Consider the following 19,821-nt stretch of genomic DNA (forward strand, 5'->3'; position numbering starts at 1 on the left):
AAACGGTCGCCTGCCCTGATTGTTGCAAAAACCGTCAACAGTCTTTATCAAAAGACCCTCTATATACCCGTACGGCACAGGCATAAAATTCATTTCGCCAACCAAGGCACTGCGATTAACACAAGTTACTGCCCCCACGAAGGTAAGTTTAGTCGCTCTTCCTAACTTAGTTTTACACGCAGCCTCACAAGGGTTGCGTGACCTTACTCGACCAAAATACAGGTATTGATCAAATGAAAGCGTTGTTAGTTCTGGCCCTCAGCAGTGTGTGCTTTACCGCCATGGCCGATGAAGTTAGCACTCAAGCTTCCAGCCAGCCACCTGCTGTAGAGCATTACTCTTACTCTTCGGAGCTGGACATTGCAAAAGTGATTTCCATGAGTGAAATCCCCAATGTCTGTGAAGTGGTACCGGCGCAAATGGTTTATGAAGACTCCCAAGGCATGAAACACACCCTTGAATACCGCGTAATGGGTAATGGTTGCTCCAACGGCTAACGCCACTCTTACACACCGGTATTAATAGTTTTTATATAACTAACTCGGGCGAACTCTTTATTAAACGCCCCTTCTCAGGACATCGACAAATGGATCGCTCACTGGTATTGGCCATTGGCATATCGGTATTGGCAAGTGTCGCTTTCGCGGCTCAGGGTTACGAGAGTTTACAACGCGTGACAGTTTCACAAGACGGTGCCGAATACTCCCGCACTGCCCATTATGTTGAAGACGGTTACGACAGCACCCGCTCTGCCACGTTTGCAGAGGACGGTTATGACAGCACCCGCTCTGCCAAGTTTGCAGAGGATGGCTACGACAGCACCCGCTCTGCCAAGTTTGCAGAGGATGGTTACGACAGCACCCGCTCTGCCAAGTTTGCAGAGGATGGTTACGACAGCACTCGCTCTGCCAAGTTTGCAGAGGATGGTTATGACCGCACGAACGGTCATCGTTTAAGCTGAGACCGCATCGACTGATCGCCCGGTTCAGGCCGGGCTTAGTCTGTCTTGGTGTAAAACCCGCTCCATCCCTCTCCTGCTTCCTGCCCTCCCCCCTGCGACGCCTTCCCCACGCCCTGAAACTTTGCCGACCAAACCTTGCCAAGCCCCAGCCTTGCCGCAGGCCTGTTTGAAATTAGGGCATTTCGTCGCATCGCCTCTAAAAAAACTGGCTGAAATACCCCGTACAAAAGCCGTATACTGGCGCCTTCCGAAGGGGCAGCAATATCCCTTGAGCGGGCTGTAGGCCACGCGCGTCCGGCCTTGTGGGCCGAGGTGAGATGCAACACACACAGCATCCCCTTAGCGACAGCGGGACAGCCCCCGAATAAATTCATGTTTTTGCGTGCGTACATCGCTACTGCAGCAACATTTCTTAGATCCAAGTGGCCTATGGCCGTGTGACAACCAAACATTCAGTGTTACCACACGGGCGCAGGCCCTCACGCAGGAGACGACACGTCATGCTGAGCTGGGACGAATTCGACAAAGAAGACGGCGAAGTGGCCGTTAAAGGCGCCAACGCTGGCCACGCCACTGAAGCCAACATGGACCGTCTGGACACTGCTGGCGGTGTTGCGGCTCAGGAAGCTCGTGCAGTCACTGCCAACGACTCTGAAGCGATCAAGCGCGCCAAGGCAGCCCTGGACAACCTCGACGTCGCCGAAGGTCTGGCTGAACTCGAAGGCGCCAGCGCCCGTGTAGCTGTTGACGAAAAAATGATGATCAACTGCCGCGCCGACCTTAACCAGTTGGTCCCGTTCAAGTACGACTGGGCCTGGCAGAAGTATCTCGACGGTTGCGCAAACCACTGGATGCCGCAAGAAGTCAACATGACTGCCGATATCGCCCTCTGGAAAAACCCGGAAGGCCTGACGGACGACGAGCGTCGCATCGTCATGCGCAACCTGGGCTTCTTCTCAACAGCCGACTCCCTGGTTGCCAACAACCTGGTACTGGCCGTGTACCGCCTGATTACCAACCCGGAATGCCGCCAGTACATCCTGCGCCAGGCGTTCGAAGAGGCGATTCACACCCACGCTTACCAGTACTGCATCGAATCGCTGGCCATGGATGAAGGCGAGATCTTCAACATGTACCACGAGATTCCATCGGTTGCTAAAAAAGCCACCTGGGGCCTGAAGTACACCCGTTCAATCTCCGATCCAAAATTCGAAACCGGCACCGTCGAAACCGACAAAGAGTTGCTGCGCAACCTGATTGCCTACTACTGCGTGCTGGAAGGCATCTTCTTCTACTGCGGGTTTACCCAGATCCTTTCAATGGGTCGTCGCAACAAGATGACCGGCGTTGCAGAACAGTTCCAGTACATCCTGCGCGACGAATCCATGCACCTGAACTTCGGCATCGACGTGATCAACCAGATCAAAATCGAAAACCCGCACCTGTGGGACGCCGAAATGAAGGAAGAAGCTTCGCAGATGATCCTGCAAGGCACCCAGCTGGAAATCGAATACGCGCGTGACACCATGCCACGCGGTGTATTGGGCATGAACGCTGCGATGATGGAGGACTACCTCAAGTTCATCGCTAACCGCCGCCTGTCGCAAATCGGCCTGAAAGAAGAATATCCAGGTACCACTAACCCATTCCCATGGATGAGCGAAATCATGGACTTGAAGAAAGAGAAAAACTTCTTCGAGACACGGGTTATCGAATACCAGACTGGCGGCGCACTGAGCTGGGATTGATCCCTGACTCACCTGTTCGCCGACGTTAAAAAAGGGTTGCCTACGGGCAGCCCTTTTTTATTGGACGCGTTTTATCGAAAACATGAATCGAAAATTTAGACCCTGACTCCAACGGCACCCCGCTTGAACCGGGGCCACGGGCAATGACTCTCCCTCAGCACTGATCAGAAAAATGAGTTTGATGAGCGCAGAAAACAACTGTATAAAAACACAGTGTATTTTCAAGCATCGACTCAGCCCGGAGAATCCCCATGCCCAACTCAGCCATGCGCAGCACATTCGAGCGCATCATCATCAATCAATTTACTGCTCTGCACTGCGCACAAGCCCGTGAAATGCTCGGTTGGACCCTCGAACAACTGAGTCAGCAATCAAAAGTTTCAGTGGCTGCCATCCAGCGCTTTGAGGCCGGAGAAGCCATACGCGATGTCACGCGCCTGGCTTTGGCATATAGCCTGGAAGCGCAAGGCCTGGTCTTCTTTCCTGGGTTCGCACCTGGCCGTGGCGGTAATATTCGAGGGACGACCCCAGACCCGATTGGCCGCGAAGACTTCGCCCTGATCGAGTAACACCCACTACTAAACAGTGCGCCTACTTGACCGAGGGGCCTGTCCGGGTTTGCGCATCAAACCACCAGGCACGCCCCTTGTGCGGCTGTAGCAAGTTGAAGGCCTCGCCCATCGGTGGCGTTGTAATGAGCACATTACGTTGCTCTGCCAACGCCACAATTCGATCAAATGGCTCATGCCAGGCATGAAAAGCCAAATCAAAGGTGCCGTTGTGAATCGGCAGCAACCAGCGGCCTTTGAGGTCAATGTGGGCCTGCAAACTCTGCTCAGGCTGCATATGTACGTCTGGCCAATCGAGGTTGTAGGCACCCGTTTCGATCAAGGTCAGATCAAAGGGTCCAAAACGCTCGCCAATTTGTTTGAAACCGTCGAAATAACCTGAATCACCACTGAAAAAGATCCGCACATCATTGATGACTATCACCCAAGACACCCACAGGGTCTGGTTATGGTCAAACAGACCTCGCCCCGAAAAGTGTTGGCTCGGCGTCGCGATAAAGCGAATACCGTCTAACTGCGTCTCCTGCCACCAGTTTAATTGCTGAATTTTTTCACTCGCCACCCCCCACTTCTCGAGCAGGTCACCCACCCCCAGCGGCGCCAGAAAATGCCGGGTTTTGCCCGCTAACTGCAAAACTGTTTTTTGATCGAGATGGTCATAATGGTTGTGCGAAAGAATCACGGCATGCAAAGGGGGCAGCTCATCCAGACTAATGGGTGGAGCATGGAATCGCTTGGGCCCCGCCCACTGAAAAGGTGAGGCACGTTCGGCATATACCGGGTCGGTCAGCCAGAACTTGCCATTGAGTTTCAGCAATATTGCTGAATGGCCAAGACGATAAACGCTGTAATCCGCAGCCGCTTCAAGCTCTAGACGGGTTAACGGCCGCACAGGAATGGGCTCGGCTGGCCGGGTATTGGCGGGCTTATGAAATAACAACTTCCAAAAGATAGCCAAGGTCTTGAAAAGACTGGACGCGGGCATGACTCGCTCATTTTGAAAGCGCCCTTGATGCTCCTTTGCAGGCTTAAAGCCATCATTGCCTGACGTGCTAAATGGCATATGGCTACTACCCCTCGACGGAAATAATATAATTGCGCTTGCTTTTAACACCCGGGAGCGTCAATGGTGATTTCACTCCACCGGGCTAGTGCAGTAGTCGTCATAGCCAGGCTTTGAGCCTAAACATATTGCGCAGATAACTATGGATAATCAAAGAGGCAAAGGCTTGTCGTTCGCACGGCGGATCTATACTCCTCGGGCCATTGGCTCAGGGTTTGGCGGACTCGCGTTAATCCCTTTTCTCTACCCGCTCGACATCCCGATATGGACGTGGGCGCTTCTGCTGGTCAATGCTTTTGTATGGCCGCACCTGGCCTATCAATTGTCGACCCGTTCGGCTTATCCCTACAAAGCTGAGCGCCGTAATATTTTGGTCGACTCGCTGGGTGGGGGCTTTTGGGCAGCAAGTATTCAATTTAATCCTCTTCTCACCGTCATCATCATATCGATGATGATGATGCATAACGTCGCCGCAGGAGGCCCGAAGCTACTGCTGCGCGGTGCATTGGCACAAGTCATCGGCGCTCTTGTTTCCTGCCTGCTTTTTGGTGCCTCATTCAACGCCCACACCTCTAACCTTCAAGTCTATGCCTGCCTGCCTGTGCTGATCCTTTATCCCTTTTCAGTCGGCATGGTCAGTTACGGGCTGGCAATCAAACTGGCAGAGCACAAAAGCACCCTCAGAGCCTTGAGCCGTACCGACAGCCTGACAGGCCTGTTGAACCATGGTTCATGGAAAGACTTGTTGCAGCTGAAATTCCAAAAGTGCCAGCAAAACCAATCCTCCGCCACACTTGCACTGATAGATATCGACCATTTCAAACACATCAATGACACGTTTGGGCATCTTGTCGGTGACAGCGTACTGCGCCAGTTGAGCACAGAACTCCAGCAAAACCTGCGCGCTGAAGACCTGGCTGGACGCTACGGCGGGGATGAATTTTGCGTCATTCTGCCCAATCGCTCACTGTCCCAGGCCAAGGAAATAATGGAGCGAGTGAGCCAGGTATTTTGTGACTTCAGGCACGCCGCAGAACCCGAATTGCGAGTGAGTCTGAGCGTTGGCCTGGCGTCCTACCGACTTGAATATGAAGACGCGTCTGCGTGGCTCAATGAAGCAGACAAAGCGTTATACATCGCGAAGAAGACAGGTCGTAACAAGATCTGCACCGGAGCCGCTGACCTGCTTTTTGATTCAGCACCGATAGATCCTTTAAGCACATAAAGCGAGAATCAAAGCGTATGAGCACTTCCAGCGCTGACACAACAGCTACAGCCCAAGCAGGGAAAAAGGTTGATCATTTGCGCTTTCATCGCGCCCACGCGCATCTGGCCCCCACATTTGGCAATGACACCTTTGCATTGAAAGCGGAGGCCTTTGCCCGTTTTTTTGGCACGCCCACCTTCCTCGGGGCGCAAACCCTGATCGTGGTGATCTGGGTATGTTTGAACCTGTTTGGCGTGACGCACTTTGATATCTACCCCTTCATCCTGCTGAACCTGGCCTTCAGCCTGCAATCGGCTTATGCCGCCCCCCTGATACTGCTTGCTCAAACCCGCCAGGCGGCAAGGGACAAAGCGCAGGCGGATGCTGACGCCCAGCACCGCGAAGCACTGGCCGTGGCCAATACAGAGCGACAAGCGGCCGCTGCACAAACCACGGAAAAAATAATTGAATTGCTGGAGCAAAACACTCGATTAACCGAAATGACCAAACAGCTCACCGAGCGGATCGAGAGCCTGACCTCAGAAATGCATCAGCACTTCGTGCGCAAAGCCCCCTGACACGCTAAACCCCACCGGCCGCTCAACTCACACAGCGGCGTACCGCAGTGATTTCAGGCACATCCTGACGCTGCATATACACGCGCAGGGGTTCAGTAATGTTCAGGCGGTCATCGACATGTTGATCCAGTAATAACTGAATCAACTCGCGCTTGAGGGTCATGGTATCTGCTTCGCCGGACTGCCAGACAAACTCGTGGGCGGGCGTAATGCTGTCATCTGCTACGTCCATTCCGAAAGAATCTTCGCTAAAACGAACAATATGCCGCGCTGTCTTACGATTGAAACCAACAAAGCCGTTAAGTAGATCTGCGGCCTGGCAGATTAATTGCGAAGTGATGCGCATGGTAAACCTCAATGACAAGCCCGGAAGGCAATAGGGTCGATGGTTTACACGCAAGACTTGGCTCGCCTCCCTCTGCCGGGGACGCTGAAGGGTTCAAGACTACTGCACAACTTTTCTAATGCCAAGGATCTCGCCAATGCCGGTCACCGTTGCCAAACGCGCCCTGCTGCCCTGCCTGTTACTCGCGGTGGTCGGCGCACACGCCACCACTGAAACCATCACGCCGCCAGCACTGATCGCAAGCAGGCAGGGTATTGCGCACCCTGCCGTTATCGCCCATCGCGGTGCATCGTTCGATGCACCGGAATCAACAGCAGCGGCTTACACACTCGCCCGAGATCTGGGCGCTGACTATCTGGAAATGGACCTGCAACGCACCCAGGACGGTGAGCTTATTGCCCTCCACGACAACAGCCTGTTGCGTACCACTGATGTGGCAAATAAATTTCCGGCACGCAAAAACCAACCCGCCAGTGCATTTACCCTGGCTGAACTTAAAACGCTGGATGCGGGCAGTTGGTTCAACAAGGCCTACCCGGATCGCGCACGCCCCTCTTACGTTGGGCTGCCCATACTGACTCTGGACGAAATAATCGATATCGCTCAAAGCAATCCTGGCCACACGCCCGGTTTGTACATTGAAACCAAAGAGCCGCAGCTGTTCCCGGGGATAGAACACGACCTCAAGCGCAAACTGACACAGCGAGGGTTGTTGCCTCCTCAACCTGATCGCCCCGGACAGGTAATTCTGCAAACGTTCGACAAAAGCAGTCTTCAGTTACTCCAAAAAGAAATGCCTGACACACCCAAAGTGCTGCTTCTTTGGGTGGGCGCCGGCGGGATGACACCTGACAAGAGCGTCAGCTTTGCGGACTCCGGCGAAAAAACCAAAGCAGCGTATTACGCCTCACTGCACCCCAAGGATAAAACCGAGTTCACACAATGGCTTGATTTCGCCAAGGCCAACGGTGCAATCGGCACAGGCCCCTCCGCTGCTCTGACCCACGGAGGCGATCAGAGTTACTCCGACCTGATTCAACCCTGGATGAACACCACTGCCCATGCAAGAGGCTTGCTGGTGCACGCTTACACCCTTGATGAGCCCGTAGATTTCAAAAAGGCGATGACCGCTGGCGTAGATGGCATTTTCACCAACCGCCCCCGCGAATTACTTAACTACTATCAGCGCGTGACCGCGCAGACCGTCAAACAGGTTCTGGAGCAAAACGGCTATTGATCAGGCAGCGAGGCGCCGCCAAACCGTTACGGCGCACCGCCCCAACCTGCACACCTTCTTGAAAATTAAATGCGAAGGCCACAAATTAAGGATGAATTAAGTTGCGAGGGTTAACCTGAACCCACTTAAACAACTTACCCAAGAGGGTCAAACATGAAAGCACTTAACGTACTGTTCGCCGCAATGACATTGACACTGGCTGCCGGCGTTGCTCAAGCCGATGTGCGCCCTGACCATATTCCGGACTTGCTCAAATCGGGCCAAATCAAACCCTTTGAACAACTCAATCAAATTGCTATTCAGCAACACCCCGGCGCAACCATTACCGACACTGAACTGGACAAAAAGCTGGGTAAACTTGTCTATGAAGTTGAACTGCGCGACAGCAAAAATATCGAGTGGGATGTAAAGATCGACGCAGCGACAGGTGAAGTTCTAGAGAACAAACAAGACACTTGAGATCCCTCGATAACCGCCGCCTTGTTCTTGATGAACAAGGCGGCTTTTTGTGGTCTGCGTTCAGCCGATGGGGAATATCTGTATTTAAACCCCATATGAGTAGACACTAGCGGTTCTTTCAAACGTCACTGTCCTTTGCCTCTGACTTCCCATTGCACCTCAACAGAACCTGCGCATGAACACCCGCCTCTGTGCCTACGATCTCCTGACACCCGAGCAACGCGTGCAATTGCATGAGGTCAGGGTTCATGCCGAACAAATTGCATTCTGCGGTACGGTCGAATCCGCGCTGCACGCTCTTCCAAGGCAAGGTCATCCCGCAATTACAGCTTTTGTTTTGCTGGCCGATGATCGGCCCGTCGCCTTTTTGCTGCTCAAGCGTCAACCACTGCTGGCTCATTGGGCTGATGCTGACAGCGCCACGTTGCATGCACTCCAGGTCGACGAACGATTTCAGGGGCGAGGGTTGGGTAAAATCTGCCTGCACGCACTCCCCGAGGCGGTTCGCCAAATCTGGCCCGAGATACGCCAACTGATGCTTTCAGTTAGCCCCTTCAACGCCTGCGCGCTGGCCTTTTACCTGAGCCAGGGCTGGGTTGAGTGCGGCGAAGCGTACCGCGGCGAAAGACGCCTGGTTTTCAGACTGCCCCCCGCACAGGGCGGGCATCAACACGCAAGTTAAAGTGTTCTTGACCCACTGGTTCGCAGGGACTCATTCGCGACTAGACAAAACGCCATCAGTGCCCTTATTGTTTTCCGAGACCACCGCAGTGGTCGCGTCGCTCGGACGGTTCCGGGCGCTTACGTATCAGAGGCACTTATGGCAGACCAAGGTTCGCCGCGACGCTTTGCGCGCATCGATCGACTTCCCCCTTATGTCTTCAATATTACGGCCGAGCTGAAAATGGCCGCACGCCGCCGTGGTGAGGACATTATCGACTTCAGCATGGGCAACCCAGACGGCCCGACACCGCCGCATATTGTCGAAAAACTCTGCACCGTTGCACAACGTGAGGACACTCACGGCTACTCCACTTCACGAGGCATACCGCGCCTGCGTCGAGCAATTTCTCGTTGGTACGCCGACCGGTACAACGTCGACATTGATCCGGAACAGGAAGCCATCGTCACCATTGGCTCCAAGGAAGGTTTGGCGCATTTGATGCTGGCCACTCTGGACCAGGGTGACACCGTTCTGGTGCCAAACCCCAGCTACCCCATTCATATCTACGGTGCCGTGATTGCCGGCGCCCAAGTACGCTCAGTGCCACTGATCCCGGGCGTCGACTTCTTTGCCGAACTGGAAAAAGCCATTCGCGGCTCGATCCCCAAGCCAAAAATGATGATTCTGGGGTTCCCGTCCAACCCGACAGCACAGTGCGTCGAACTGGATTTCTTCGAGCGCGTGGTGGCGCTGGCCAAACAGTACGACGTACTGGTGGTGCACGACCTTGCCTACGCGGACATCGTGTATGACGGCTGGAAAGCCCCTTCGATCATGCAAGTACCGGGCGCCAAAGACATTGCGGTGGAGTTTTTCACACTGTCGAAAAGCTACAACATGGCGGGCTGGCGTATTGGCTTCATGGTAGGTAACGCCGAGCTGGTCAACGCATTGGCACGAATCAAGAGTTACCACGACTACGGCACTTTCACCCCGCTGCAAGTGGCGGCGATTGCGGCACTGGAAGGCGACCAGCAGTGCGTCAAGGATATTGCTGAACAATACCGTCAGCGCCGTAACGTGTTGGTCAAAGGACTGCATGAACTGGGCTGGATGGTCGAGAACCCTAAGGCGTCCATGTATGTATGGGCCAAAATTCCAGAGGCCTATGCACACATGGGGTCACTGGAGTTTGCCAAAAAACTGCTCGCCGAGGCCAAGGTCTGTGTCTCACCCGGCGTAGGATTTGGCGAATATGGTGATGATCACATGCGCTTTGCCCTGATTGAAAACCAGGATCGCATTCGTCAGGCCGTGAGAGGGATTCGCGCCATGTTTCGCGCCGATGGCGTGAGCGCCGGTTAAACAGACTGCAGGAGCGGCTTGCTGGCCAAGCGCGCTCCTGCAGGTCTACGGTCGTTAGACCACCAAAGACAGCAGCAAGATAAAGATCAAACCCACCACCGACAGGATGGTTTCCATCGCTGTCCAGGTTTTGAAGGTTTCAGCCACGGTCATGTTGAAGTACTGCTTGACCAGCCAGAATCCCGCATCGTTGACGTGAGACAAAATCAGCGACCCTGCCCCAGTTGCCAACACCAGCAGCTCGCGGTTCACACCCGGAATCATATCCACCACCGGCAACACGATACCGGCGCCGGTAATGGTCGCGACCGTTGCAGAACCGGTCGCAATCCTGATCACCGCCGCCACCAGCCATGCCAGCAGGATCGGTGAAATTTGCGCGTTTACCGCCATGTGGCCGATCACATCACCCACACCACTGGCCACCAGCATCTGCTTGAAACCGCCGCCCGCACCAATGATCAAAATGATCGCGGCAGTTGGGGCCAAACTGGCGTCAAGCAGCTTGAGAATGCGCTTGGAGTCGATCCCTTGACGCGCACCAAAGGTGTAGAGCGCCAACAGCAACGCCAGCAACAGAGCACTGATCGGGTGACCGATCATGTCCATCCAGACCCGGAAGAAGTTGCCATCCGGCAAAGCAACGTCCGCGAACGTCTTGAGCAACATCAGGAACACCGGCAGCAGCACGGTGATCAAGGTGATGGAAAAGCTCGGCAGAGTGCTGGATTCTGGCTCGCTGGCCAGTTGGTCCATCAGTTCCTGAGACGCATGCCCCGGAATGTATTTGGCGATGAACGTACCGTAGATCGGGCCGGCAATGATCGCCGTTGGCAACGCCACGATCAGACCATAAAGGATGGTTTTGCCAATATCAGCACCGAACACGCCAATGGCCAGCAACGGGCCCGGATGCGGCGGCACCAGGCCATGCACCGCCGACAGGCCGGCGAGCAACGGGATACCAATTTTGATGATCGACACACCGGTACGGCGCGCAACAATAAAGACCAGCGGAATCAGCAGCACAAAGCCAATTTCGAAAAACAACGGTATACCGACCAGGAAGGCGGCAAACATCATCGCCCATTGCACCCTCTCTTTACCGAAGGCGCGGATCAGGGTTCGTGCAATTTGATCAGCACCCCCTGAGTCGGCCATCATTTTGCCCAGCATGGTGCCCAGCGCCAGGATGATACCGACAAAACCCAGTACGCCACCGAAGCCGTCCTGAAACGATTTGATAATCAGGTTGGCCGGCATGCCCGCTGTCAGCCCCAGAAACGCGGAGGCTATGATCAAGGCAATAAACGGGTGCAACTTGAATCGGGTGATCAAAACGATCAGGCCGATGATGGTGACCACTGCATCTAACAGCAGAAAGGTATTGTGAGACATGCCTAGCATGGGGCTTCTCCTGACTTGTTCTTGTTATTTAGGGCGAATGTACAGCCGTAGCTGAGTCGGATAGCGCTATCTATTTGAAACAACATCATGAGGTTGCCGGTACTCTGTGTTTATCCCACCAGACAACGGCGGCGTTCGCCAACTCGTCGATATCCATTTTCGTCGCGTCCAGTGTCAACACCAGAGGCTCGCCAGTAGGCGATTCCAGGGTAGCGAACTGACTGTCGATCAGCGTTGATGGCATGAAGTGCCCAGGGCGATGAGTGACGCGCTCTGCGGCCACCTCTGGGGTCAACTCCAGAAACACGAAACCCAAACCATCGACAGCGCCACGCAGGCGCTCGCGATATTGCAATTTAAGTGCCGAGCAGGTCAGAACCGGGCGCTCACCGCTAGCAACGGCACGACGAAGTTCTTCACACAGGCTGTCAAGCCAGCCGGCGCGATCGTCGTCGGTAAGGGGAATGCCGGCACTCATTTTTTCAATGTTGGCCGTTGGGTGAAATGAATCACCTTCAATCTGGATGGCGCCATTGCGGGTACATAACGCCTCGCTCACGCTGGATTTGCCGCAGCCGGCAACTCCCATGATGACCAGGGCAGTGATTGGTTGACTCATGAAACACCTCAGTCCGTAGACAGCGCTGTCTTTATTCATGCGTTCAATACTTGAAAGCAAAGCACAAAGCACAGGCTACCGACGTCTAATTCTCATTTTTATGGGGAGACGCGGTAACGCTCTCGACATACAAAGCTGGGGTAGAAAGCCTGCACACAATCAGGCAATTGCGGGCACGCGCGGACAGCGCTACCTTAGTGACTTGTTTTTTGTTTGGCAAGCCACCCCGATGACGTCCTCTAAAAACGATAAAAACTCCCGAACCACGGGACGCCCCACTCTCAATGAAGTTGCCAGGCTTGCAGGCGTTAGCCCGATCACGGCATCGCGGGCCCTGCGCGGAATCAGCAGCGTGGCCACTGAACTGGCCGAGAAAGTACGCAAAGCGGCGGGTGAACTCAATTATGTGGTCAATCCCGCAGCCCGAGCGCTCGCTTCGGCGCAAAGTCATTCCGTAGTGGTGCTGGTACCTTCTTTGTCCAACCTGCTGTTTATCGACACCCTCGAAGCCATTCATGACGTATTGCGACCTAAAGGCTTTGAAGTCCTGATCGGTAACTTTCACTACTCGCGCGACGAAGAAGAAAACCTGCTACGCAACTATATGGCCTACCAGCCTCGCGGCTTATTGCTGACCGGCTTCGATCGCTCTGAAAGCTCACGCCGCATGATTGAAAGCAGTAATGTGCCTTGCGTGTACATGATGGAACTGGACGCCGGTGCAGGGCTTAATTGCGTGGGGTTTTCCCAGCTCAAGGCGGGGGAAACTGCGGCACGGCATTTGATTTCACGTGGCCGCCGACGCCTTGCGTACATTGGCGCACAACTTGATCAGCGCACCCTGCTGCGTGGCGAAGGCTACCGTCGTGCGCTACAGGAGGCCGGTTTGTATAACCCTGACCTCGAAATCCTGACTCCACGCCCCTCCTCTGTCGGCTTGGGCGGCGAATTGTTTTTGCATTTGCTGGCCAGCCAGCCGCAGGTCGATGCGATCTTTTTCGGCAATGACGACCTTGCCCAAGGGGCCTTGCTGGAAGCGGCCCGGATCGGCCTTAAAATTCCGGAGCAAATCGCCATTTTAGGCTTCAACGACTTGCCCTCATCGGAATTCATGGTGCCGCGACTCAGCAGCATTCGTACGCCGCGCGAAGTCATAGGTCGCCGGGCAGCGGAGCAGATGCTGATTCTGATGGCCGGCAATAAAGTGCCTGCCCCCGTGCAGGACATGGGCTTTGAGTTGATGGTGCGCGAAAGCAGCTGAGTGCTGCTGGTGAGCCCGGCAACTATTGCAACTGCAAGGTTGAATTGAACTGGCTGATGGCATCGACCACATGCCTGCTGCCTTGCTGGATTTCCAGGATCGCCTCACCCGCCTCGTTCGCCAGTGAAACCCCCAACCCAGTTCGGCTCAAGCTGGACTGCATGCTGGTAACGGCGCTCAGCGACAAATCATGGTTTTTGCGAACCACCTCGACAATCTCCACGGTTGCCGCGCTGGTTCGCGCCGCCAGGCTTCTGACCTCGTCCGCCACTACCGCGAAGCCACGCCCATGTTCACCCGCCCTCGCCGCTTCAATGGCCGCATTGAGCGCCAACAGGTTGGTCTGGTCAGCAATGCCACGAATGGTCTGCACTATTTTGCCGATGATGTCCGATTGCTTGCTGACCGCATCAATGCTTTGCGCGGCCTCATTCAGGTCTTTGGAGATAGCCTCAATCACCTGAACGGTTTGCTGAACCACTTGTGAGCCTTTTTGCGCACAGGCGTCGTTTTGCACCGACGTGCTATGGGCTGATTCTGCCGCTGCTTGCAGATTGGTGACCTGAGCGGTTATGTCGCTGGCAAATTTGACGACTTTATATAAACGGCCCTTGGCATCGAAAATCGGGTTGTAAGATGCTTCCAGAAACACCGTATGGCCGTATTTATCGACACGCTCAAAGCGTCTGGAGTGATATTCCCCACGATTGAGCGAAGCCCAGAACGCCTTGTATTCAGCGGACTCAGCTTCTGCCTGTCGACAGAACATGCTGTGATGGTGACCGACAATTTCAGCCAACGAGTAATGGACGGTGTCGAGAAAGTTTTGATTGGCATGAATGACCCGACCATCGGGTGAGAATTCGATCATAGCCATAGAGCGACTCAGCGCATTCACAATGCTCTGGTTTTCGTGTTCTTTGTTCACCCGCTGAGTGATATCCGAGGCGACCTTGATCACTGAAACGACCTGACCAGTGGCGTCCAGTATCGGCATGTAACTGGCTTCCAACCAGACTTCGCGGCGGGATTTATCGAGACGCAAGTAGGTGCCACTCATGGGCTGTCCGCCCGCCAGATCACGCCAGAAGGCTGCGTATTCGGTGGTTCGTGTGTAGGGTTCTTCACAGAAAATACGGTGATGCTTGCCGCGAATCTCGTCGAGGGCGTAGCCCGTGACCCGGCAAAAGTTCTCGTTGGCAGCCAGAATGGTGCCGTCCGGAGCAAATTCGATAATGGCCATTGAGCGACTGATCGCCAGAACCTTTGCCTGCATTTCTTCCAGCGAACAGCTAAGACGTCTATTTTCGATGAGGTCGGCTTTGCGATGAAAATCAAACATGGCTCAATCCCTAGGGGTGCTGTCTATTGATAATTCACATAATTCAAAACACAACAAACCGCCTGCGCACTCTGCCCTCATAGGCAGAGATCACGCATCTCGGGGATTTAAGCACGCTTGATCCAGCCCCCGCAGACGTTGAGCATAGCCAGACTGAGCAGGGCCGCAAGCAAAATGCCATCAGCCTGTGATGCAGCCCTCAACCCCTGAAAACTCCGTTGGTGACGCTCAACGAATCAAGCTTTCCCTTTGTATATACTGCCCACGCCTTTGAACCATGATTCCGGACTTATGACCGCTATTGCTTACGCCCAACTGGAAGCGCCTTTATGGCCTTTGATGAACAAGTTTTACCGCGCCCATCAATCCTCGATGAAAGCGAGTAAGGACGCGCAACTGTGGGTAGCCCGAGAGCAGGAAGTCGTCGCAGCCTTGTGTTTGCGGTCGGCAGCCAATGGCTACTGGTTGACGGGTTTGTTTGTCGCACCGGATGTGCGAGGACGCGGTATCGCCCGCTCGTTGGTCGATGCAGCAGTGTCATCGACCGAAGGGGCACCGGTATGGTTGTTTTGCGACCCTGAACTGCAAGGCTTCTACGAAGGGATTGGATTCGGTATGGCCGATGACTTGCCGCAGGTGTTGTTCGAGCGCCTGATTCGCTATCAACGCAATAAAGCGATGATAGCGATGGGTATTACTCGTTAGTGCCTGATGCCAACTCCGGGAACAGCACCTCAATAAATCCGAACTTATTGAAGTCCTTGATGCGCGACGGATACAGGCGACCGATCAGATGATCGCATTCATGCTGGACCACCCGTGCATGAAACCCGTCGGCAATGCGTACGATGGGCTCGCCTTTTGGATCGAAGCCCTCGTAACGGATGTGCTGATAACGTTCTACTGTCCCGCGCAGACCCGGCACTGACAAACACCCTTCCCAGTCTTCTTCGACGGCCGGGGTGAGGGGCGTGATCAGGGGATTAAGCAAGATGGTTTGCGGCACAGGCTCAGCATCGGGGTAGCGCTCGCTGTGCTCAAATCCGAATATAACCATTTGCAGATCAACGCCAATTTGCGGCGCGGCCAGGCCGACACCGCCGGCATGCTCCATCGTCTGCAGCATGTCGTCGATCAACTGCCAGAGCTCAGGTGTGTCGAACATTTGCGCAGGCACTGGCCTGGCCACACGCATCAGGCGTTCGTCGCCCATTTTCAAGATTTCACGAATCATAGTCAGGCTTCATCTGAAGTGGAGGGAAGGGAGTGGTCACGGCCCAGTCCTGAGACATGCTGTTTGGGATCAGAATCATCGGACTCATCGAAGGTTTTCTCTCCGGGGTCCTTGCCTTCAGCAGACATGTGTTCGATAACAGCGTTCATCTCAGCCCCTAACAACAGGACCGCAGCAGAGATATAGAAGTACAAAAGCAATACGATGATTGCACCGATACTGCCATACATGGCGTTGTAATCAGCGAAGGTTTTGACATAAAACGCAAAGCCCAGCGAAGCCACAATCCACACCACCACGGCCAGCACAGAACCCGGCGTAATGAAGCGGAATTTCTGTTCGACGTCCGGCATCACGTAGTACATCACCGCGACGGCCACCATCAGCAGCAAAATGATCACCGGCCAACGCAGAATGGTCCACAGCGTGACCACAAACTCCTCCAGCCCCACCTGCCCTGCCAGCCAGCTCATGAATTGAGGCCCGAGCACCATCAGTGCCGCTGCAGCCAACAGCATGCCGGCAATCCCGATGGTGTAAAAAATCGACAGCGGCAGACGCTTCCAGAGGGGGCGCCCTTCGACCACGTCATAAGCTGCATTCATCGCGCTCATCATCAAACGCACGCCTGCAGAAGCGGTCCAGAGCGCAATCACGATACCAATCGAAACCAATCCACCTTTGGATTGCTGCAACTGGTCGATCACTGGATTGACCGACTCCAGGGCTTGGGGGGGTAATACCAGCTCAGACTGCAAGCGCAACCAACTGAAGAAGTCGGGCAAATGCAGAAAACCGATCAGCGCGATCAAAAACAGAATGAAAGGGAACAGCGAAAAAAGCGTCTGATAGGCCAGCGCCGACGCATAGGTCGACATCTCGTCGTCAATAAACTCTTTGACCGTACGGACCAGAACTTTACCCAAAGGCAGGCCTTTCAAGACCGGAAATAACATAGCGTCTCCTTTCGCCGCTGAAATAATTAATGTGTAAGTCAGACAATTATTGAAGGTAAGGGTTTTACCTCAAAAGTAGCTGAATTGGCGACATTGGAAACACTTGTGCAAAAACGGCCATCGCAAGGATGGCCGTTCAGGTGTGCAACAGATGCCCGACGCACCGGCTGCAACGGTATTATCAGGCCTTATCGACGGTTTTCTTGACCGCGTCCTTGGCTTTACCGACCGCTTGCTGGCCTTCACCTTTGAGTTCCTGCGCTTTGCCTTCGGCACGCAGCTTGTCGTTGTCTGTCGCTTTACCGACGGCTTGTTTGACATTGCCTACAGCTTCGTTCGCTTTGCCTTTGATCTTATCGCCAGTGCTGCTCATGGGATTTCTCCTGCTGAAATTTCGGATGTCATTACCTCGACACAAGAGTTGACCCACCGGGTTCGCATAGAGTTTCATTTATTTATGTCGAACATTTCGTCGCTCCACGCAGGTTGGGCTTTATGTTTGCCCGCGTACCCCCGAGAATGCGCGACGTATTCAGGCTACGGCGCTGAAGAACCAAAATTGTAGGAAGGTTATGAAACTCGATAAAAAGCAGGCCATTGCCCGCAGAAATCAGGAACTGGGTGGCGCGGTATTGGGCGTTAACAACTGCCATTTCGCCACGCTCAACACCAACAAAAACATCTGGTGGTTCGATATTCCACTGGCTCGTCTGGCCGTCGGTCAGTACGAATGGGTGCACCTGTTGCTGCATAACCCAAGCACCGACGAGTTGCTTCACTTGAAAGTGACTACCGCATTCTTGCGCGAAAAACGCGAAGGCATGGTGGTACGCGCGACGCACAAACGGACGCCGACCATGAGCCTGGAGTTGAGCGCGGACAAAGACTCCTTCCTGCAGGATGTGCGCCCTACTGGCACCGGCGTGAACTTCGCCCAGTTCTTGCAAAAATAAGATGTGCTCAGGGCCTGCGCGCCCAACGCCTGCTAAACAGCAGTTGCCTATACGAAAAAGCCCCGCATTGCGTCAATGCGGGGCTTTTTCATTTCCAGGCAGCTTACTTTTTCAGGCCCAGCTTTTTCAGTTCTTCGTCACGCAGCTCTCGGCGCAAGATTTTACCGACGTTGGTCGTTGGCAAACTGTCGCGGAATTCGACAATCTTGGGTGACTTGTAGGCGGTCAGGTTGGCGCGCATGTGAACCATGACCTGCTCTTTGGTCAGGGTCATACCGGGTTTGACCACGATAAAGACTTTGATCAGCTCGCCGGTTTTCTCATCCGGAATACCGATGGCCGCGGATTGCAGCACGCCCGACAACGACGCCATGACGTCTTCCAGCTCATTCGGGTAAACATTGAAGCCCGACACCAGAATCATGTCTTTCTTGCGATCAACAATACGCATATAGCCGTCAGGCTGAATGATCGCGATGTCCCCGGACTTCAACCAGCCATCGCTGTCCATGATCTCAGCGGTTGCGTCGGGACGCTCCCAATACCCTTTCATCACTTGCGGGCCCTTGATGCACAGCTCGCCAACTTCACCCAGTGGCAGCTCTTCACCGGCGTCGTTAATCACTTTGCACAACGTCGATGGCATCGGGATGCCGATCGTACCGATCTGGATATTTTGTATAGGGTTGACCGAGACGACCGGGCTGGTTTCGGTCATGCCGTAACCTTCGCAGATCTCGCAACCTGTGACTGTCTTCCAGCGCTCCGCCACAGACAACTGCAAGGCCATCCCGCCCGACAAGGTGACCTTGAGCGACGAGAAGTCCAGCTTGCGGAACGCTTCGCTATTGCACAGCGCCACAAACAACGTATTGAGCCCAACAAACCCGGTGAACTTCCACTTGGACAGTTCTTTAACCATCGCCGGCAAATCACGCGGGTTGCTGATCAAAATGTTGTGGTTGCCCAGCAGCATCATTGCCATGCAATGAAAAGTGAACGCGTAGATGTGATAAAGCGGCAAGGGTGTAATCAGAATTTCGCAACCTTCATTCAGGTTGGACCCCATCAACGCCTTGCACTGCAACATGTTGGCGATCAAGTTGCGATGGGTCAGCATCGCGCCTTTGGCCACACCTGTAGTGCCGCCGGTGTATTGCAGTACGGCAACGTCACTGCTGAGAGGGTTGGCTTCATTGACTTGTTGGCCCTGCCCCTTGCTCAGCACATCATTGAACTTGATGGCATTGGGCAGGTGATACGCCGGGACCATCTTCTTCACGTATTTGATGACGCTGTTGATCAATACGCGCTTGAAGGGCGACAGCATGTCGGCCACTTCCGTGACGATCACATACTTGATCGAGGTTTGCGGCACGACTTTCTCGGCCAGATGCGCCATGTTCGCCAGGCACACCAACGCTTTGGCGCCGGAGTCATTGAATTGGTGTTCCATTTCCCGCGCGGTGTACAGCGGGTTGGTGTTCACCACGATCAAGCCGGCGCGGAGGGCTCCGAACACAGCGACCGGGTATTGCAGCACATTGGGCAACTGCACAGCGATACGGTCGCCGGGTTGCAGGTCGGTGTGCTGTTGCAGGTAGGCAGCAAAGGCGCCGGACTGTTCGTAAAGCTCGCCGTAGGTGAGCGTTTTACCCAGATTGCTGAACGCAGGCTTATCAGCGAAGCGCTGGCAAGATTGGCGCAACACCGATTGAACGTTCGGGTATTGGTCCGGGTCGATTTCGGCAGCAATCCCGGCTGGGTACTTATCCTTCCAAAAGCTTTCAATCATGGAAGCCCACTCCTCAGCGTTGCGAATTCTTCACCGCATTTTTTGCGGTTATTATTT

22 protein-coding genes and 1 pseudogene are annotated in these 19,821 nt (G+C 54.3%); 13 read left to right on the forward strand and 10 right to left on the reverse strand.

What is annotated here, in order from left to right:
- Positions 1-233 precede the first annotated feature (233 nt).
- The 4 genes from EQV93_RS13125 to EQV93_RS13140 all read left to right on the forward strand — a co-directional run bounded on the left by EQV93_RS13125 (position 234) and on the right by EQV93_RS13140 (position 3,278).
- Positions 234-497 carry a DUF2790 domain-containing protein gene (locus EQV93_RS13125; RefSeq protein WP_122783411.1) on the forward strand — a complete coding sequence of 88 codons (264 nt, stop codon included), beginning with the start codon at positions 234-236 and terminating at the stop codon, positions 495-497.
- Between the two features lie 89 nt (positions 498-586).
- The gene (locus EQV93_RS13130; protein ID WP_240891712.1) at positions 587-961 is read left to right on the forward strand and encodes a heme utilization protein; all 375 of its coding nucleotides are present in this window, start codon (positions 587-589) and stop codon (positions 959-961) included.
- Between the two features lie 500 nt (positions 962-1,461).
- Entirely contained in the window at positions 1,462-2,709 is a 1,248-nt protein-coding gene (locus tag EQV93_RS13135; RefSeq protein ID WP_146385180.1) for a ribonucleotide-diphosphate reductase subunit beta, read from the forward strand.
- Positions 2,710-2,960: 251 nt separating this feature from the next.
- Positions 2,961-3,278, forward strand: a complete 318-nt coding sequence (locus EQV93_RS13140) for a helix-turn-helix domain-containing protein (RefSeq protein WP_122783415.1) — start codon at positions 2,961-2,963, stop codon at positions 3,276-3,278.
- Positions 3,279-3,300: 22 nt separating this feature from the next.
- Here the strand turns inward: EQV93_RS13140 and EQV93_RS13145 are convergent, their stop codons facing one another.
- Positions 3,301-4,263 (reverse strand): MBL fold metallo-hydrolase, encoded by a 963-nt coding sequence (locus EQV93_RS13145; protein ID WP_411736509.1) that lies wholly within the window; start codon positions 4,261-4,263, stop codon positions 3,301-3,303.
- 220 nt (positions 4,264-4,483) lie between these two features.
- Here EQV93_RS13145 and EQV93_RS13150 point away from each other — a divergent pair, with 220 nt between their 5' ends.
- A complete protein-coding gene (locus EQV93_RS13150; protein WP_146426239.1) occupies positions 4,484-5,566 on the forward strand; it encodes a diguanylate cyclase in 1,083 nt (360 codons plus the stop codon).
- A 17-nt stretch (positions 5,567-5,583) separates the two neighbouring features.
- Positions 5,584-6,126, forward strand: coding sequence for a DUF1003 domain-containing protein (locus EQV93_RS13155; RefSeq protein ID WP_122783418.1), 543 nt, complete (start codon positions 5,584-5,586; stop codon positions 6,124-6,126).
- 22 nt (positions 6,127-6,148) lie between these two features.
- Here EQV93_RS13155 and EQV93_RS13160 read toward each other — a convergent pair whose 3' ends face one another.
- Complete coding sequence (locus EQV93_RS13160; RefSeq protein ID WP_146385186.1) at positions 6,149-6,472, reverse strand: DUF2025 family protein; 324 nt, start codon at positions 6,470-6,472, stop codon at positions 6,149-6,151.
- A gap of 136 nt (positions 6,473-6,608) precedes the next feature.
- On the opposite strand from EQV93_RS13160, the gene EQV93_RS13165 reads away from it, so the two are divergent.
- From EQV93_RS13165 to alaC, 4 genes are all read left to right on the forward strand, one after another.
- Positions 6,609-7,709: a glycerophosphodiester phosphodiesterase gene (locus tag EQV93_RS13165; RefSeq protein WP_240891714.1), complete on the forward strand. Its 1,101-nt coding sequence runs from the start codon at positions 6,609-6,611 to the stop codon at positions 7,707-7,709.
- A 153-nt stretch (positions 7,710-7,862) separates the two neighbouring features.
- Positions 7,863-8,168, forward strand: a complete 306-nt coding sequence (locus tag EQV93_RS13170) for a PepSY domain-containing protein (protein WP_146385189.1) — start codon at positions 7,863-7,865, stop codon at positions 8,166-8,168.
- Positions 8,169-8,343: 175 nt separating this feature from the next.
- Positions 8,344-8,850 carry a GNAT family N-acetyltransferase gene (locus EQV93_RS13175; protein ID WP_122783422.1) on the forward strand — a complete coding sequence of 169 codons (507 nt, stop codon included), beginning with the start codon at positions 8,344-8,346 and terminating at the stop codon, positions 8,848-8,850.
- Between the two features lie 138 nt (positions 8,851-8,988).
- Complete coding sequence (gene alaC / locus EQV93_RS13180) at positions 8,989-10,197, forward strand: alanine transaminase (RefSeq protein ID WP_240891715.1); 1,209 nt, start codon at positions 8,989-8,991, stop codon at positions 10,195-10,197.
- A 54-nt stretch (positions 10,198-10,251) separates the two neighbouring features.
- On the opposite strand, the gene EQV93_RS13185 is transcribed toward alaC, so the two are convergent.
- Both EQV93_RS13185 and EQV93_RS13190 read right to left on the reverse strand, forming a co-directional pair.
- Complete coding sequence (locus EQV93_RS13185; protein WP_122783424.1) at positions 10,252-11,604, reverse strand: GntP family permease; 1,353 nt, start codon at positions 11,602-11,604, stop codon at positions 10,252-10,254.
- An 85-nt stretch (positions 11,605-11,689) separates the two neighbouring features.
- Positions 11,690-12,223, reverse strand: a complete 534-nt coding sequence (locus EQV93_RS13190) for a gluconokinase (protein WP_122783425.1) — start codon at positions 12,221-12,223, stop codon at positions 11,690-11,692.
- Between the two features lie 229 nt (positions 12,224-12,452).
- On the opposite strand from EQV93_RS13190, the gene EQV93_RS13195 reads away from it, so the two are divergent.
- Positions 12,453-13,484 (forward strand): LacI family DNA-binding transcriptional regulator, encoded by a 1,032-nt coding sequence (locus tag EQV93_RS13195; protein WP_240891716.1) that lies wholly within the window; start codon positions 12,453-12,455, stop codon positions 13,482-13,484.
- A 22-nt stretch (positions 13,485-13,506) separates the two neighbouring features.
- Here the strand turns inward: EQV93_RS13195 and EQV93_RS22520 are convergent, their stop codons facing one another.
- Together EQV93_RS22520 and EQV93_RS22525 are read right to left on the reverse strand one after the other, a co-directional pair.
- Positions 13,507-14,001, reverse strand: coding sequence for a methyl-accepting chemotaxis protein (locus tag EQV93_RS22520; RefSeq protein WP_267904001.1), 495 nt, complete (start codon positions 13,999-14,001; stop codon positions 13,507-13,509).
- A 51-nt stretch (positions 14,002-14,052) separates the two neighbouring features.
- Positions 14,053-14,826 (reverse strand): annotated as a pseudogene (locus EQV93_RS22525) (PAS domain-containing protein); the annotation flags it as partial.
- Between the two features lie 291 nt (positions 14,827-15,117).
- On the opposite strand from EQV93_RS22525, the gene EQV93_RS13205 reads away from it, so the two are divergent.
- Positions 15,118-15,531, forward strand: a complete 414-nt coding sequence (locus EQV93_RS13205; RefSeq protein WP_240891718.1) for a GNAT family N-acetyltransferase — start codon at positions 15,118-15,120, stop codon at positions 15,529-15,531.
- On the opposite strand, the gene def is transcribed toward EQV93_RS13205, so the two are convergent.
- From def to EQV93_RS13220, 3 genes are all read right to left on the reverse strand, one after another.
- A complete protein-coding gene (def, locus tag EQV93_RS13210; protein ID WP_122783429.1) occupies positions 15,521-16,060 on the reverse strand; it encodes a peptide deformylase in 540 nt (179 codons plus the stop codon). The genes EQV93_RS13205 and def overlap by 11 nt on opposite strands.
- 2 nt (positions 16,061-16,062) lie before the next feature.
- Complete coding sequence (locus EQV93_RS13215; RefSeq protein WP_240891719.1) at positions 16,063-17,016, reverse strand: YihY/virulence factor BrkB family protein; 954 nt, start codon at positions 17,014-17,016, stop codon at positions 16,063-16,065.
- Positions 17,017-17,197: 181 nt separating this feature from the next.
- A complete protein-coding gene (locus EQV93_RS13220; RefSeq protein WP_122783431.1) occupies positions 17,198-17,389 on the reverse strand; it encodes a CsbD family protein in 192 nt (63 codons plus the stop codon).
- 199 nt (positions 17,390-17,588) lie between these two features.
- On the opposite strand from EQV93_RS13220, the gene EQV93_RS13225 reads away from it, so the two are divergent.
- The gene (locus tag EQV93_RS13225) at positions 17,589-17,969 is read left to right on the forward strand and encodes a hypothetical protein (protein WP_122783432.1); all 381 of its coding nucleotides are present in this window, start codon (positions 17,589-17,591) and stop codon (positions 17,967-17,969) included.
- A gap of 103 nt (positions 17,970-18,072) precedes the next feature.
- Here the strand turns inward: EQV93_RS13225 and fadD1 are convergent, their stop codons facing one another.
- Positions 18,073-19,764, reverse strand: coding sequence for a long-chain-fatty-acid--CoA ligase FadD1 (fadD1, locus tag EQV93_RS13230; RefSeq protein WP_240891720.1), 1,692 nt, complete (start codon positions 19,762-19,764; stop codon positions 18,073-18,075).
- Positions 19,765-19,821: the final 57 nt, after the last annotated feature.

Source organism: Pseudomonas sp. TMW22091 (assembly GCF_022496705.1).
GTDB lineage: Bacteria > Pseudomonadota > Gammaproteobacteria > Pseudomonadales > Pseudomonadaceae > Aquipseudomonas > Aquipseudomonas saxonica.